Origin of the sequence: Gottfriedia sp. NPDC058432 (assembly GCF_042721555.1) — a bacterium.
Classification (GTDB): Bacteria; Bacillota; Bacilli; order Bacillales; family Bacillaceae_G; genus Gottfriedia.
Map to the genome: position 1 here is coordinate 236,282 of NZ_JBHXLC010000004.1, position 16,329 is coordinate 252,610.

Below are 16,329 nucleotides of genomic sequence, written 5' to 3' on the forward strand. Positions count from 1 at the left end.
ATATAATTCCAGAAATCTGTTGACAATGATTGCAGAGGTGATAAGGATGAGAGAGGAACAAAACAAAAAAACTTCTCAAAAGGTTATTAAAATGTTAAGAAAGCGTTGGGTAGTACCAGCAATTTATTTAGTGAGTGCGGCAGTAATTTTGACAGGTGCGTTATGGTATCAATACAGTAATGCTCCAACTCCAACAAAAACTGGAACTACAGTTGATACGAGAGAGCCTGAAGCAATTCCAGCTTCAAAGCCAGAAGAAAAATTAACTTACCCAGTTTCAAAGGATGCAACAGTTCAAGTTAAAAGTCATTACTATGATGACACTGCTTCAAAAGATGAGCAACAAGCATCATTAATTCAAATGGATAATAATACTTTCACGATCAACACTGGTATGGATTTAGTTGATAAAAGTGGAAAAGAATTTGATGTAACAGCAGCTCTTAGTGGTACTGTTACAAAGGCTCAAAAAGATGCTGAGCTAGGATATGTAGTTGTAGTAGAAAGTGGTAACGGATTAGTTTCATATTACCAAAGCTTAAAATCTGTAAGTGTTGAACCAGGAACAAAAGTTTCACAAGGACAAGTTCTTGGTGTAGCTGGAACAGGTTTAATTGGTAAAGAAAATGGCATTCATGTTCATTATGAATTACGTAAAGATGGTGTAGCAATTAATCCAGAGAAATACCAAGGACAAGATGTTTCATCGATTATTAGTTCTGAAAATACAAAAAGCGAAACAAAAGATTCTAATACAATGAATACTTCTGGTAATGTATCAGATGACAAAGAAGAAGGTTCTTCTAATACTGATTCAGGTGGAAATAAAATTCAACAATAATAATTAAGCAATTCACAAAGTGCCTAACACGTGGGAATCATACCACATATGTGTTGGGCACTTGTTTTTTTCTGATAATTGTGCATAGTTAGACACCTTTGCTAATACAATGTTATAAACCCATCAAAGAGGTGTTTGAGGTGAGGAATCGTGGATTTTCTACCTAGTCAAAATAAATGTACCTCAGCAGGTCAGTCAGAGCAGGAAAAAGAGCAGCTTAGTCAGTCAAAACGAGTCTCATTTCACGCTTCTCACATCCATTTAGAGGAGGAGAGTAGTGTGCACGATTACATCAAAGAGAGAACGATCAAGATTGGGAAATATATCGTGGAGACGAAGAAAACAGTACGCGTAATTGCTAAGGAGTTTGGCGTGTCAAAAAGTACAGTACACAAAGACTTAACAGAACGCTTACCGGAAATCAATCCAGATTTGGCAAATGAAGTAAAAGAAATTTTGGATTATCACAAATCAATTCGTCACTTACGCGGTGGAGAGGCTACAAAACAAAAGTATCAAAAAGAAGACGTTGAGAAAGTAACTAAATAGGGTTTCTGAGCCTTGAAAACAAAATTAAAAATATTTAACCTCCTGTTCACAAATATTAATTACTAAAAGTAGTTCTTTATGGTAAAATTATATTTTGGTATGGAACGTATTCGGGGAACTGCTCATGAGTATAGTGAATAAGGAGGAGCCAAAAGGAATGTTTTCTAAGGATATCGGAATAGATCTTGGTACAGCCAATGTCTTAATACATGTTAAAGGTAAGGGAATCGTATTAAACGAACCTTCTGTAGTTGCAATAGAGCGTAGTAGCGGTAAAGTATTAGCAGTAGGGGAAGAAGCAAGCCGCATGGTAGGTCGTACACCTGGTAATATCGTAGCAATTCGTCCACTTAAGGACGGTGTAATTGCTGACTTTGATATTACTGAGGCAATGCTACGTCATTTTATAAATAAATTAGATGTAAAGGGATTCATGTCAAAGCCGCGTATTTTGATTTGTTGTCCAACAAACATCACATCTGTTGAACAAAAAGCAATTCGTGAAGCTGCTGAAAAGAGCGGCGGTAAACAAGTTTATCTTGAAGAAGAGCCAAAGGTTGCTGCAATCGGTGCTGGAATGGATATATTCCAACCAAGTGGTAACATGGTAATTGATATTGGCGGTGGGACAACCGATGTCGCTGTTTTATCGATGGGAGATATCGTCACCGCCTCTTCAATTAAAATGGCAGGGGACAAGTTTGATATGGAGATTCTAAACTATATCAAGCGTGAATACAAACTGCTAATTGGAGAGCGTACTGCAGAGCAAATTAAAATTGAAGTAGGTACTGTTTTCCCTGGTGCAAGAAATGAATCAATCGATATCCGTGGCCGTGATATGGTAACTGGATTACCTCGTACAATTACTGTACAATCTGATGAAATTCAAAGAGCATTAAGTGAACCAGTTTACTTAATCGTACAAGCTGCAAAAACAGTATTAGAACGTACACCACCTGAATTATCAGCTGATATTATTGATCGTGGAGTTATTCTAACTGGTGGCGGAGCATTACTTCATGGAATAGATATTTTACTTGCTGAAGAATTAAAAGTACCTGTTTTCATTGCTGAAGATCCTATGCAATGTGTTGCAGAAGGTACTGGAATTATGTTAGAAAACATTGATAAGATTCCAAGTCGCTATCTAAAATAAAAATCTCAAGCTTTGTAGCTTGACTACACACTGAAATCTCAAGCATAGAGCTTGGGATTTTTTTGTTTGGAATTTATTAGTAGCAGTTATCTTTGTTAGAAAAGTGTTTAGGTTTTGTAAAGTTAAGATGAACAAGAAGGTAGTCAAAGTCTGAATACAGAAAAGGAAAGTATCAAAGTTTAAAAGGCTTCATTTAAAGTTTAAATTAAGTAATTGTAAAACGAGGATGATCTAGGTAACCGGTACATATGATTTAATACTTAAAACTCTGCCAATTTAAAAATTATGTGAAATAGCTCTTCTAGCTTAATTTCAGATTTAATCTTAAAAAAATCGGAAAAGGATTGATGGGTAGAGTTTTAATTTAACCGGTGCAAATGATGATCGAACTTCAAGAAAGTAGAGATTTTATTATTACTTAAAAGTAGACCTATAGAAATCAAAACTGAATTTGCAATTAAATAGTAAATTTTAAAACTTAAATTATTCTTCACTTTAAGCATTGAGAAAGAGTTTTTTATCTTTACTGATTAATTGTATAGGATGGGGATGAACCATGACACATATAGTTGTTGCTGGTACGGGATATGTTGGTCTTACTACAGGAGTTTCATTTGCTACAGTTGGTTACAATGTAACATGTGTTGACATTGATGCTGAAAAAATTGAATTACTACAAAAAGGAATTTGCCCTATTTTTGAACCGGGTTTGAAAGAATCCTTATTAGAAAATAGTTTCCTTAACAAAATTGAGTTTACAACAAACTTCAAAGCAGCATATAGCCAGGCAGATATCATATTCATTGCGGTCGGCACACCAGAACTTCCAGATGGAACAGCCAATTTGCAATATTTGAAAGCTGTTGCGAAAGAGATCGCAATTCATGCTAAAAAAAATCTAATAATTGTCATTAAAAGTACTGTTCCAGTTGGAACGAATGAGGCAGTTAAGAAGATCATGTTGGAAAATGCCCCTCCGCATTTAACGATTGAAATAGTATCCAATCCTGAATTTTTAAGGGAAGGTTCTGCGCTATACGATTTATTTAATGGCGATCGAATTGTCATTGGTTCCGAAAGTCAAAATGCAACGGACTTAATAAAGGAATTATATAAACCATTTAATACGCCTATTTATACAACAGATGCAAGAAGTGCGGAATTGATTAAGTATGCATCTAATGCTTTTTTAGCTACTAAAATAAGTTTTATTAACGAAATTGCCATGATCTGTGAAAAATTAAATGCTGATGTTGATCATGTTGCTCATGGTATTGGGCTAGACCATAGAATCGGTTCAAAGTTTTTAAAAGCCGGTATTGGATTTGGAGGGTCTTGTTTCCCAAAAGATACGACTGCTTTAGTAAAAGAAGCTGAGTTAGTAGGGGTAGACTTAAAACTATTAAAATCCGTTATTACAATTAATAATCAACAGAAAATAAAACTATTAGAATTAGCAAAATCCCTTTTTGGAAATTTAAATAATAAAGAAATTGCAATTCTAGGAGCAAGCTTTAAACCAAATACAAATGATATTCGACATGCACCATCTATTGATTTAATTAATCAGTTCATAAGAGAAGGTACTAATATTACAGTATATGATCCATATGCCTTACCTGAATTAAGAAAAGTATTTGGAGATTCCATCAATTATTCAGTTAATGTGAAGGATGCTATTCATAAGAGAGAGGCCACATTTATTTTGACTGAATGGAGAGAAATCGTAGAAACTGATCTCCAATTGTATGAGGAGCTAATGAAGGTTCCGTTAGTAATTGATGGACGTAATTGTTTTGAATTAACTAAAATGCAAAAGAAGAACATCCACTATTACTCAATCGGTCGAAAGCCAGTGAATCCAATCCCACAGCTTATTAATAAATAATTAGACTCGTATGAACGAAAATTCTGTGACTCTTCCGTAGGATTTCGACTCTAAGTTGTGAGGATAAGAAACGCCGCCGCGAAGATCGGGTACCATATAGGGGCAAATAAACGATTCTTATAATATAAGTGAAATGGGATGTCTCTATGAGACAGCCTTTTTTTGTGTGCAAAATAAACCACTTAGAAAACAATACATTAAATGAAATATTTTGGAAAAAGTATAAGAATAATAAGCCATGATTATGGGGCGGTGGAAAAAAATGTTTAACTACAAAGAAACCAATAGTGCAGCTACAAATAAAAAAATTCCATTTCAAAATAATATATCTCGTTCTTTAAGTAAGGACATTTTAGAGAATATAAAAAGAATAAAAGATGATTTTGGAGATAGCTCTGACCTTGTGATTCGTCATGAAACACTTGGGGAAGGTATGCAGTATTCTTTTGCAGTCATTCATATTGACGGAATTTCAAACGAGAAACTAGTGAATGATGGAATCATAAATAAAATCGTTAAAATTAATGCAGAAAAAGAAACAACGCTGTCATTAACGGATTTAGAGAATGGCTTAAAAAGCGTAATCGCCGTTTCAAGTTTAAAATCACAATCAAGCTATACAAATCTCCTATCAGCATTACTCATTGGAGACACCGTTGTTCTTTTAGATCATGACAGTAACTTCTTAGTTGCATGTACAAAAATGGTGCAATCTAGAAGTATTTCAGAGCCTTCAACGCAAACTGTAATCAGAGGACCAAAGGATAGCTTCACAGAAAGCTTACGTACAAATACTTCTCTAATTCGTAATAGAATTCAACACCCAGCGTTGCGGATTGAGTCAATGAAAATAGGCGAAGTAACGAGAACTGATGTAGAAATAATGTATATAAAAGGAGTTGTAGATGAAGAGTTATTAAGGGAAGTAAAACATCGTTTAGAGGCTATTAATGCAGATGAAATCTTAGAATCCAGCTATATTGAAAATTATATTCAAAACGACCAAAAGACCATATTTCCTACAATGATTAATTCAGAGAGACCTGATGCTGTAGTAGGTAATTTACTGGAAGGACGTGTTGCAATTTTTGTAGCTGGTACACCATTTGTCTTAATTTTACCAGCTACATTTACGCAGTTTTTTCAATCTCCAGAGGATTATTATCAAAGCTCATATATTGGAACTTTTTTAAGATTGCTACGTTATATGTCGTTTTGGACCGCCTTATTTGCACCTGGAATTTTCATTGCAATTACTTCATTTCATCAGGCTGTAGTTCCAACCGTTTTATTAGTAAGCTTAGCTGCTCAACGTGAAGGAGTGCCTTTGCCAGCGATTGTTGAAGCCCTTGGAATGGAACTAATTTTTGAAGTATTACGGGAAGCCGGAATTCGAATGCCAAGAGCGGTTGGGCAGGCGCTTTCAATTGTTGGAGCCTTAATCTTGGGGCAAGCAGCTGTACAAGCAGGATTTGTATCTGCGTCAATGGTAATCATCGTATCAATTACTGCGATTGCTAGCTTTACGATCCCTTATTATAATATGTCAACAGCCGCTAGGATTCTTCGGTTTATATTATTATTGGCAGCAGCTTATATTGGTTTATTTGGAATGTTGATTGGCGGTTTAATTATATTATTACATATGTGTAGCCTACGATCTTTTGGAGAGCCATATTTTGCACCATTTGCTCCATTCCGTATAAAAAGTCAAAAAGATACTATTTTAGTTGCACCTAGTCAAGGAAACACAAAAACCGTTAAAGAACAAAGTACTGGAGAATAAGTATGAAGAGAAAATGTATGATCTTAATTCTAATTACAAGTTTACTTTTGGTGAGTTGTTCTAATTATAAAGAATTAAATAGTGTATCGATCGTGGTAGCTATGGGTGTCGATTATTTACCTAAAGATAATCAATACAATATGGTTCTTCAAATCATTAATCCGAGTGCAATTGCCAGTGTTACTGGTTCAATAGGTACACCAGTTATTTCCCTAGAGCAAAAAGGTAGAACGATTTCAGAAGCGGCGCGAAATATTACAAAAAGTGTTTCTCGTTCAAATATATACTCTCATGTAGCACTTGTTGTTATTGGTGAAAAATTAGCAAAGGAAAAAACGTTGAACTATATATTTGATGTGTTTGAGCGGGATTCCAAAATACGTGTTAATATTCCAGTTGTTATTGCAAGGAACGACAGTGTTTATCATGTAATGAATAACTTGCCAGCACTTGATAAATTACCGGCTAAGTCAATCATAGGAAAAATTAAAAATACGTCATCTCTTTTAGGGGAAAATCAAGAAATACAAATGCGCCAAGTAATATCAGCTCTTTCAAGTAGTGGTAGAGAACCAGTCGTTAATGGTGCCATTTTAGAAAATGAAACCAAGACTTCTGAAACACTTGATAATTTTTCAAGTGTGAAATCATCCTATAACAAGATTGAAGGATTAGGGGTTATTAAAAAAGGAAGGCTAGTAGGCTGGTTAGATGGCCCACCGGCAAAATCGGTACAAATAGTTGATAATGCAATAAAAGAATCAAATATACAAATAAAATGCAGCAAAACAGAATTTGATTCGATGGAGCTTACACGTGTGAAAACCGATACGAAGATTAAAATGAAAGGTAAAACACCAATAATTAACATAAAGGTAAAAGCGATCGCCATTATTGATGAAGTACTTTGTAATGACAATTTTGATCAAGCGAAAACACTAAAAAAATATGAATTATTAAGTGAGAAAGCGGTAAAGCAAACCCTAGAGGAAGGAATTAAAAAAGCACAAGGATATGGTGCAGATATTTTTGGGTTTGGCGATAAACTACATTTATCAGATCCAAAGGTTTTTAAAAAGTATGAGAAAAATTGGAATGACCAATTTCAAAAAGCTAAAGTGAAAATTGATGTTGATGTTCAAATAAATAATGTAGGTATGAGAAAAAAAGCTTATCCATTTTAGAAAAGAAGGGAACGCTAATGAATCGAAAATTATCAATTGGTGCCTACCAATTCTTTAGTATTATATTCTTATTTGAAATGGGGAGCGCTACATTAGTAGGGCTTGCATCTGGAGCAATGCAGGATGCTTGGATTAGTGTTTTACTAGCTTTGGTTACTGGCTGCTTACTATTTTGTGTTTACATTAAATTATTTGAATTGTATCCTGAATTACCATTTACTAGATATGTTCAATCTATTTTAGGGAAGTTTGTAGGCAAAATACTAGCAATGGTTTATATTCTCTATTTTATTTATATTGGAGCACGAGTTCTTAGAGACTTTGAAGAATTACTAGTGATTACACTTTACAATGCATCCTCACTTATTTCAATCGGTATTTTATTTATGTTTTTATGTATGTATGCAATCTTTAAAGGCTTTGAAGTATACGGTAGATTATGTGAGTTTCTGTTTTTCGTAATCATCTTCATAACGGTATCAATTATTGGTTTTGAAGTAATTGCTGGTTTAGTAAAAACTGATAATTTAAGACCCGTACTAGAGACCGGGTGGAAAAGAGTTATAAAAGAGGCTTACCCTTTGACCGTTACATTTCCATTTGGTGAAATGGTTGTATTTACAATGGTTATGCCTTATTTAAAGAAACCAGATTATGCATGGAAAGTCGGCATTCCTGGATTAATCTTTGCAGGTCTGGTTTTAACGTTAGTAACAATGCTTAATATTTGCGTATTAGGAGCAAACACGCTGGTGAGAGCTACCTATCCCATATTAACAGCAATTAGTTATATCAATATTGCTGATTTTATTCAAAGACTCGATTCAGTCTTTGTCATTATTCTCGCTATAGGAGGATTTATTAAGATTACGGTTTTTTTCTTTTGTGCGATCATTGGAGCGGCAGATTTATTTAAAGTGAAAAAATCTGATACACTTACTTATCCAATTGCAGTAATCATATTAATTTGTTCCGTATGGATGGCACCTGATTATTTAGAACACTATAAAGAAGGGTTCGACATTGTGCCTTACTATTTACACATACCTTTACAAATCATTATTCCTACTGTTCTGTTGGTCATTGCAATCATCCAAAAAAAAGCAAAAACAAAAGAGAATGCAGAATAGAAACTCTAACTGCATTCTCTTTTGTTTTAATTAGAAGTATTTTGGTTTTGTTCTTGATTTCGTTTCTTTTTTAGTTTTTTCATATACGATAGGACGATTTTGGCAACGCCGAATGGTACAGTAAAAAAGAAAATTAATACATAATCTTCACCTACTAGCTCTGTTTTGCTAAGTTTTATATTCGTTAGTAGATGAGGAAATTGATCACCATTATATAAATCAATCCCTTCCAATAAGCACATCTCTAGTATAAATAAACATAGGAATACCCAAAACACCTTCAATACCCGCACCCCATTTATAATAACTAATTACAATTATTTTGGTATATGATGGCAGTGATTATACGGGAAGTTGCGGGAACTTCGACAAAAGTCCGGAAAAATCTATCTGAAAGTTTTGTATGTAATTTAAAAACAAGAACTTTTCCTTTATTTTTAGCGAATTTTACTTCTGAGCTTGGTTCTGTAGTAGAGATGACAGCATTTATGTTGATCCTTATTAAGGAAATTTTCAAGTCAGCCATACTATGCAACGAAAACCGAGCTAATGTATACCCTACCGAAAGCTGAGTCTATTAAAACCGTAGAGGTTGAAAAATCGATAAATCAATAAATGATGGAATAAAAAAGAGACAGATATAAAAGGCGATTACCTATTTTAAATCTGTCTCTTTATTTGGATTTGAGAATCTTGACTCAAGCGAAAATCATTAAAATTAGTTTAAAGAACATTAGTGAATTTATCTAATAATCTAGTCTAGTTTGAACTTAATAATTAAAGCGCTGATTTATTATTTGTATTATGTTTATGTGAAATCGATTTGCGATTTTTCTGGATCCAATAGCCAATTGTTACTAAAATGACCCACGGTACACCAATTTTCCAAGCTGAATTCCAATCTGGTGAAAATGCCATTGTAATTAATATACCACTAAGAAGAAGTATTCCGATCCATTGAAGAAATGGAAAGAGCGGTGCTTTAACTGGTAATGGCTCTTTATAATGAAGGTGAACGGTTTTTCTAAAGCGAAGATGACTAATTAAAATCATAAGCCATACTAAAATTCCACCAAAGATTGAGATACCAAATAATTTATTAAATGTATCTGGGTAGTACATAGACAATACAGTTGCGATTAATACTCCTGCACTTGAAATGAAAATTGCCGTTACAGGCGTACCATTTTTTGATAATTGACCGAATGATTTTGGGGCATAATCTCCACGAGATAAGGAGAATAACATACGTGATGTTAAGTATAAATTAGTATTCATACTAGATAGTGCAGCTGTTAAGATAACAAAATTCATAATGCCAGCCGCATATCTCACACCTGAACTCTCGAAGACTTTGACAAACGGTGACCCTGATACTTCATGGGCACCTGCTTGCATCCAAGGTATAACGGCAACGATGATTCCTAACGATAGAATATAGAATAAAAACAAACGTAGAACCATGCTCTTCATTGCTTTAGGAATTGCTTTTTTTGGATCTTTAGATTCCCCAGCTGTAACTGCGACAATCTCTACACCATAAAAACTAAAGATTGCCATAAGCACTGCCATCCAAACTCCTTTAAATCCATTAGGTAGGAATCCGTGCTGATCGGTATAATGATGAAATCCTACAGAATGCGAATGCCCAATTCCGAATAGGAGCGAAACACCAAAAACTATGAACAGTACAATAGCCACGACTTTAATCATTGCAAACCAATACTCGATTTGGCCAAAGTTAGCAACAGACCTACTGTTCACAAGAACTAAAGCTATACCAAAACCAAGTGTCCATAACCAAACAGGAATACTAGGAAACCAATACTGCATATATAGTCCAACTGCGACAGCTTCTCCACCAATTGCGATTACTTGTGCCGCCCAATACGTATAGCGGATTAGGAAACCTGCCCAAGGGTTTAAATACATCTCTGCATAAGTACCGAATGACCCGGCAGTTGGATGCACAACAGCCATTTCAGATAAACTAAACATCATAATGACTGCTATAAATGCAGCAATAATATAACTTAGAATAACCCCAGGTCCAGCGTATCCGATTGCAATACCACTTCCCATAAATAAACCGGTGCCAATTGCTCCACCAATTCCAATCATGGTCAGCTGTTTACTCGTAAGTGAACGACTTAGTCCTCCTTCTCGTTCAATTACTGTTTTATTTTCCTTCATACTGTTTCGCCACCTTTCTTGAATTGTTTACGATAAGATAACGTCCAATCAACACTTTTCCCGGCAATCAGCATACTAAAAAACGTAAGGAAAGTTCGCTGTAATCCTTCTCCGATTAAAGAACACAAAAGGACAATTCCGTTTATAGCCATCATCGTTTTACCAATAGAAAAATTCGAGAATTTTCTATTGATTACTACACTTGCTATATCAAGCCCTCCAGTTGTACCACCTGCTAATATCACGATCCCAATCCCGACTCCTGACAAAATACCACTAAGGAGGCACCCTATTAAAGGTAGGTGCGGTCCTGGTATTGAGGCAAATAACGTTAAGAAGAGTGATAAACTAAACATACCGAGTAAACTTAACAGTGCAAATGGTACACCGACTGCTCGGTATCCAATTAAAAATAGTGGAATATTTAATAGAAAATATAGGAGCCCTAGTGGAATAGGTATTAATTTAACTAGCATCATACAAATACCACCTAGTCCAGGAGCCAAAATTCCGTTTGGTACTTGGAAAAAGTAATAGGTAAGTGCGACCAAGATTGTTCCGACAATTACCATAATTACTTTTTGGAAATACAATTTTTTGTTAGATTTTAATAATTGCATAAGCAATTTCCTCAATCGCACGTACAACTTCGTCTTCTGTATTGTAAAAATGAGGAGCTACACGTAAGACGTCATTTCGAGCAGAAACAATTATTTTTTTCGTTTTTAAGTAGCGTTCAACGGCCGTAGCTTGTTCTACTCGAATGGCAGTGTTACTTCCTTTTATGGTTAAATCTGTTGGGCTAACAACGCTCAATCCGAGTGAATGCGCGGTTTCAATTGCAACAGTTGATAAGTGAGATAGATACTCCTGAATGGCAGGAACACCAATTTGATTTAATAAAGAAATACCTGCTTCAGCTGCATAAGCGTTGATCATCATAGGAGTTCCAGTATCAAATCTCCTTGTCCCTTCTGCATAATCAAGAAGATGCTGATCAAATGCAAATGGATTTACTCGACTAAACCAACCAGTCGTTGGGGGCTGTAGAGTCTCTGCTAATTCTTTTCTAACATATAAAAAGCTAATCCCAGGTATACCAAGTAAAAACTTTTGTGCACCTGTTGCGAGTGCATCGACTCCCATTTCCTTAACATCGATTGGAACACTACCGGCAGATTGATAGGCATCGACAAATAGTAGTGATCCATTCGCTTTGGTAATGTTTGATATAGCTTTGATATCCTGAATAAAGCCATTATAATAAGACACATGTGGAACAGAAGTTACAAGTGTGTTTGAATCCACTGCTTCTTCATATTGGTCGATTTGAATTTGATGACTGTTTTCTTTTAAAAACGTGACGTTTGCGCCGCGTGGAACTTGTGATAACCAAACATGACCAATGCAAGGAAAATCAATATCCGTAGTAACAACTTTATTTCGATTTCCAGTAAAATCTAACGAGGCTGCAAATGAAGAAGCGGCATCCGATACACTAGATAGCACCGCAATCTCATCTGGAGAAGCATTTATTAAAGTAGCAAAAGCAACTTTTGCTTCATAGACTTTGTCCATCCATCCTTCCCAGTCCATACCTTTTTCGGTCCAGCTTGTTAGGTAAGATTGAATACTTGCCTTCACCGGTGATGAGATTGCACTTTGGGAACAACTTGATAAATGAATTGTTTCAGATAAGGTCGGAAAAAGAGAACGTTTTTCTATAAATGGGTTTATCATTTTAAATCATCCTTCCGTAAATTTGGTAGCGTTTTCATTTTTGGTATTTAATTAATATGAGGTGACATATGAATCAACAGTCCTTATGGTTTGAACAAGGTGAATGGGCAGCAATTCCTTTTCTTGAAATAGGTAAAGAACTTTCATTTTTGCGTGAAAACGTATTATTTCAACAAGATGAGAAACATCCTTTTGTGTATCTCGTCCTTGAAGGGCGAATTCGAATTTATTTGTTATCGCCTAATGGGTCTGAACGCCATTTATATATCGTTGGACCTGGTAATATTATTGGAGAGTCAAACGTATGGGCAGAAGAAGTATATGGTTACAACGCATCTACTTCATCAAGTGCACGAGTCCTTCGAATACCAAAACCAGCATTTCATGATATTGTTATGAGAGACCCAATGCTTATTCAAAAAGTACTAAGATCATTGAGCAACAAACAATCAGCTTTACTTCTTCAAACGAAGTTAATGAGTTTTTCAGATATAGGAGAGCGAGTTCTTACAATGTTGCGCCAATTAGCATCCTCATATGGTAAAGAAACACCTAAGGGTATAACAATTACGATTCCATTCACTCATCAAGAACTTGCTTATGTAGTTGGTTCATCACGTGTAAGCGTGTCCTATGTAATGAATGAATTATGTGAAAAAGGAATTATCGAGAAACAACATGGACGCTACACATTACTAGCCTAAGAGTTTTAATGCTTTCGTATAGTAACTTAATCTTAAGAAATTCTTTCACCTAATTCTGTCAAATACTTTACAAAATATCTGATTTTTTAAAATTTTCCATAAATAAAACAGATAGTAATCTTAGATTATAAAATCTATAGGCTACTAGAATAAATAAATCTCTTAATTGGGATGACCTCAAATAGTCGAAGTATAAATTGATAATGTAAAAACACCCAAATGAATACGTCATCGAGCGACGGGGGATAAAATATACTGCTAATTATGGGTTTGCGTTAACTTACAAAATAAGATAGTATTATACTTATAGCACATAGAAGCTGGTCTTAAGACTTGCTTCTTTTTTATTAACATATTGAATCTTTTCAATTGGAGGACTACATAAAATGTTAGATATTAAAGCAATTAAAGAAATTCTTCCTCATCGTTACCCATTTTTATTAGTAGATCGTATCATTGAGCATGAAGAAGGTAAACGTGCGATTGGTATTAAAAATGTTACAGCTAACGAAGAGTTTTTTAATGGTCATTTCCCTGATTATCCTGTAATGCCGGGAGTACTAATTGTGGAAGCCCTAGCACAAGTTGGTGGAGTTGCAGCATTAAGCTTAGAGCAAAACAAAGGAAAGCTAGCATTATTTGCTGGTATCGATAATTGCCGTTTTAAAAGACAAGTAGTACCCGGCGACCAGCTAAGACTAGAGGTTGAACTAGTGAAAATGCGTGGACCAATCGGTAAAGGTAAAGCAGTAGCAACTGTTGACGGACAAATCGCTTGTGAAGCTGAACTTACATTTGCACTTAAATAAATCGAATTAAATTAGAAAAAATCCTATTTTGAAAAAAATAGGATTTTTTTATTATTGAATATTGTAAAGCTACCAGCGAGATGGGTGAACTGCAAACAAAATGGTAAAACTACAAACTAGAAGACTTAAAAGCTATACTGAAACCGTTAGTTCCTTACGATTTCTTCTCGAAGTGTCTCTAAGTATGCTTCCTTATCATCCCTGTAAAATAAATTATAAGTATCAAATGGAATCATCTTATCATCAGTCGTAACAAAATGAACACATGATTTTTTTACGCTACGGACATCTAAATCATAATTATCTTGGAATTTCATAATTAATACCCTAAATACATTTTCATAACCCATCCCATTTGGTAGAATCACTTTTGGCAAACAACATAGAAGATCTTTTAAGCCTTGAAATCCACTTTGAGGGGAATGATTTAAACTAAATAACTTGAAAACTTTGTTACGTAATTCTTCATCACTCTCGAAAACAATTGTATTTCTTTCTCCTTCAAGCAACACATTCTTATCAATGATGCTAGTTAAAGGAGTAATTTTTCCGCCCATTTTTAAAGCATAGCCCATTGCTAAACTATCAGGGTGACATGGTACTGGAATAATATCGTCTTCAGAATAGAATTCACTTTGTTTAATAATCTCTTGGCGAACTTCACTGAGTGTTAGGCGTTCGGTTGATGGGTCATAATTTTCTGTTCTTCCAGCATGTTGAATAGGTTGGAATGTTACACCACGTACGCATTTTTGTTCCGTTCCCCATTTAATAATTTTGCCGATTTCATGATCATTTAAGCCTTTTTTTAGGACAGCTACCAGTGTTGTACTAATATTATATTTATTTAAGTTATTTATCGCTTTTTGCCGCACCTCTCGCAAATCACGTCCTCGTAACTTAAGAAGTGTTTCCTCTTCAAAACTATCAAATTGAAGATAGATTTCAAAGCCAGGCTTGTATCTTGCGAGTCTTTTTACGAAGGCCTCGTCAGTGGCAATTCTAATTCCGTTCGTATTGACCATGAGGTGTTTAATACTTCTTTTTTTTGCCTCATCTAGTATGTCAAAAAACTGAGGATGAATCGTAGGTTCACCTCCGGAGATTTGAACAACATCTGCTTCTTTTTCGTTTTTTATAATCGTATCAAACATTCGTTTAATTGTTTCTAAATCTTTCCAAGTAGTTCGTTTTGGAGAACTATCTGCATAACAAATTGGACATTGCAAATTACATACATCTGTTATTTCAACAATACTCAAACAGCTATGCTGTTCATGATCCGGGCAAAGTCCACAATCATATGGACAGCCGTATTTAATTGGAGTATTCCATCGATGTGGCATTTCACTAGGTTTAATAAATTCTCGACATAATTGATAATATGGAATATCAGTAGAGATTAGGACTTTCTCCATACCATGATGATTGCAGCGTTTTAACATATAGACGCAATCATTTTCATATATAATTTTTGCTTCTACTTTTCGTAAGCATTTGCTACAAACAGATAGTGTAAAATCAGTGTACGTATACGGACGATTTGGCACGGTAATTGCTCCTTCTTTGATAGATAAAATAGATAGCGTAATACAATACGCCTAACAAACAGGTTATTTGAATACTACTCATGTCTCCATAAGGCTTGATTGTTGGTTTTAGCCACTCAATGAAAAACCTATATAGAAAGTATGAAGCGGAAAACAGAGCAAAGTGAAAACCTTCATAAGGTTTTTGTTTAAAAATGTACTTTATAACGAACAGTAAACAGCATAAAAAAGCAATGTCATAAAGTGATGTTGGATGACGTTTTATTCCATCGCCTAAATCAATTCCAAATACACTCGGCGTAGGTATTCCATATGTATCATCAGTTAATCCAGTTAAAAAGCAACCGATTCTTCCAATGCACATTGCCAGACAAAGTGGGAGAACCATATCATCACCGGTTGAGCTTGTCTGGTTACAAAGTTTTTTACTTAACTCAACACCAATGATACCGCCTAGCAATCCGCCAACAATGGTTTTTCCTTGAAATATTCCAAATAGGCCGTGACTATGAACGGTGTGTAACAATTTTGGGATGTCCTGAAGTGAAGCGACAATCAGACTGCCAAAAAGGGAACCAAGAATTGCTCCAATTAGTACATATACGGTTTTTTCTTCACTAATCGTTCCTTTTCGGCGGAACTTAATATATACTCTAAATCCAATAAAAAAGGCCAAACTTTCAAAAACTCTATGTGGATGAAGCTCCATACCAAAAAGCGGGATCATTACAGGGGTGTTTATAGTATCACTTCCTTTTTATTTCAAAAAATTTATTGTCATGATGCTAACCCTATG

The 16,329-nt window shown here is 34.9% G+C and carries 15 protein-coding genes; 9 read left to right on the top strand and 6 right to left on the bottom strand.

All coding sequences use genetic code 11. The annotated features are described in order from the left end of the window. The first annotated feature begins 46 nt into the window (after positions 1-46). From spoIIQ to ACFWM3_RS06900, 7 genes are all read left to right on the top strand, one after another. Entirely contained in the window at positions 47-841 is a 795-nt protein-coding gene (gene spoIIQ / locus ACFWM3_RS06870; RefSeq protein ID WP_390310816.1) for a stage II sporulation protein SpoIIQ, read from the top strand. Positions 842-1,120: 279 nt separating this feature from the next. Continuing rightward, positions 1,121-1,390, top strand: a complete 270-nt coding sequence (gene spoIIID, locus ACFWM3_RS06875) for a sporulation transcriptional regulator SpoIIID (RefSeq protein WP_025569002.1) — start codon at positions 1,121-1,123, stop codon at positions 1,388-1,390. A gap of 157 nt (positions 1,391-1,547) precedes the next feature. After that, a complete protein-coding gene (gene mreB / locus ACFWM3_RS06880; RefSeq protein ID WP_056469946.1) occupies positions 1,548-2,549 on the top strand; it encodes a rod shape-determining protein in 1,002 nt (333 codons plus the stop codon). A gap of 556 nt (positions 2,550-3,105) precedes the next feature. After that, a complete protein-coding gene (locus ACFWM3_RS06885) occupies positions 3,106-4,437 on the top strand; it encodes a UDP-glucose dehydrogenase family protein (protein ID WP_390310817.1) in 1,332 nt (443 codons plus the stop codon). Positions 4,438-4,699: 262 nt separating this feature from the next. Then, the gene (locus tag ACFWM3_RS06890) at positions 4,700-6,223 is read left to right on the top strand and encodes a spore germination protein (RefSeq protein ID WP_390310818.1); all 1,524 of its coding nucleotides are present in this window, start codon (positions 4,700-4,702) and stop codon (positions 6,221-6,223) included. Positions 6,224-6,225: 2 nt separating this feature from the next. Further along, positions 6,226-7,407, top strand: a complete 1,182-nt coding sequence (locus tag ACFWM3_RS06895) for a Ger(x)C family spore germination protein (RefSeq protein ID WP_390310819.1) — start codon at positions 6,226-6,228, stop codon at positions 7,405-7,407. A 17-nt stretch (positions 7,408-7,424) separates the two neighbouring features. After that, positions 7,425-8,537, top strand: coding sequence for a GerAB/ArcD/ProY family transporter (locus ACFWM3_RS06900; RefSeq protein WP_390310820.1), 1,113 nt, complete (start codon positions 7,425-7,427; stop codon positions 8,535-8,537). Positions 8,538-8,563: 26 nt separating this feature from the next. Here the strand turns inward: ACFWM3_RS06900 and ACFWM3_RS06905 are convergent, their stop codons facing one another. The 4 genes from ACFWM3_RS06905 to ACFWM3_RS06920 all read right to left on the bottom strand — a co-directional run bounded on the left by ACFWM3_RS06905 (position 8,564) and on the right by ACFWM3_RS06920 (position 12,470). Further along, positions 8,564-8,821: a hypothetical protein gene (locus tag ACFWM3_RS06905; RefSeq protein ID WP_098231086.1), complete on the bottom strand. Its 258-nt coding sequence runs from the start codon at positions 8,819-8,821 to the stop codon at positions 8,564-8,566. A gap of 493 nt (positions 8,822-9,314) precedes the next feature. Beyond that, complete coding sequence (locus ACFWM3_RS06910; protein ID WP_056469365.1) at positions 9,315-10,730, bottom strand: amino acid permease; 1,416 nt, start codon at positions 10,728-10,730, stop codon at positions 9,315-9,317. Continuing rightward, positions 10,727-11,350, bottom strand: a complete 624-nt coding sequence (locus tag ACFWM3_RS06915) for a YitT family protein (RefSeq protein WP_390310821.1) — start codon at positions 11,348-11,350, stop codon at positions 10,727-10,729. Before ACFWM3_RS06915 ends, ACFWM3_RS06910 begins: the two co-directional genes overlap by 4 nt. Continuing rightward, the gene (locus tag ACFWM3_RS06920; protein ID WP_390310822.1) at positions 11,331-12,470 is read right to left on the bottom strand and encodes an aminotransferase class V-fold PLP-dependent enzyme; all 1,140 of its coding nucleotides are present in this window, start codon (positions 12,468-12,470) and stop codon (positions 11,331-11,333) included. Before ACFWM3_RS06920 ends, ACFWM3_RS06915 begins: the two co-directional genes overlap by 20 nt. A 68-nt stretch (positions 12,471-12,538) precedes the next feature. Here ACFWM3_RS06920 and ACFWM3_RS06925 point away from each other — a divergent pair, with 68 nt between their 5' ends. Then, entirely contained in the window at positions 12,539-13,174 is a 636-nt protein-coding gene (locus ACFWM3_RS06925; RefSeq protein WP_390310823.1) for a Crp/Fnr family transcriptional regulator, read from the top strand. Positions 13,175-13,560: 386 nt separating this feature from the next. Continuing rightward, positions 13,561-13,983, top strand: coding sequence for a 3-hydroxyacyl-ACP dehydratase FabZ (gene fabZ / locus ACFWM3_RS06930; RefSeq protein ID WP_056469377.1), 423 nt, complete (start codon positions 13,561-13,563; stop codon positions 13,981-13,983). A 146-nt stretch (positions 13,984-14,129) separates the two neighbouring features. Here fabZ and ACFWM3_RS06935 read toward each other — a convergent pair whose 3' ends face one another. Both ACFWM3_RS06935 and ACFWM3_RS06940 read right to left on the bottom strand, forming a co-directional pair. Further along, positions 14,130-15,533, bottom strand: coding sequence for a radical SAM protein (locus ACFWM3_RS06935; RefSeq protein ID WP_390310824.1), 1,404 nt, complete (start codon positions 15,531-15,533; stop codon positions 14,130-14,132). Continuing rightward, a complete protein-coding gene (locus ACFWM3_RS06940) occupies positions 15,505-16,260 on the bottom strand; it encodes a prolipoprotein diacylglyceryl transferase (RefSeq protein WP_390310825.1) in 756 nt (251 codons plus the stop codon). The genes ACFWM3_RS06935 and ACFWM3_RS06940 overlap by 29 nt, the downstream gene beginning before the upstream one ends. Between the last annotated feature and the right edge of the window lie 69 nt (positions 16,261-16,329).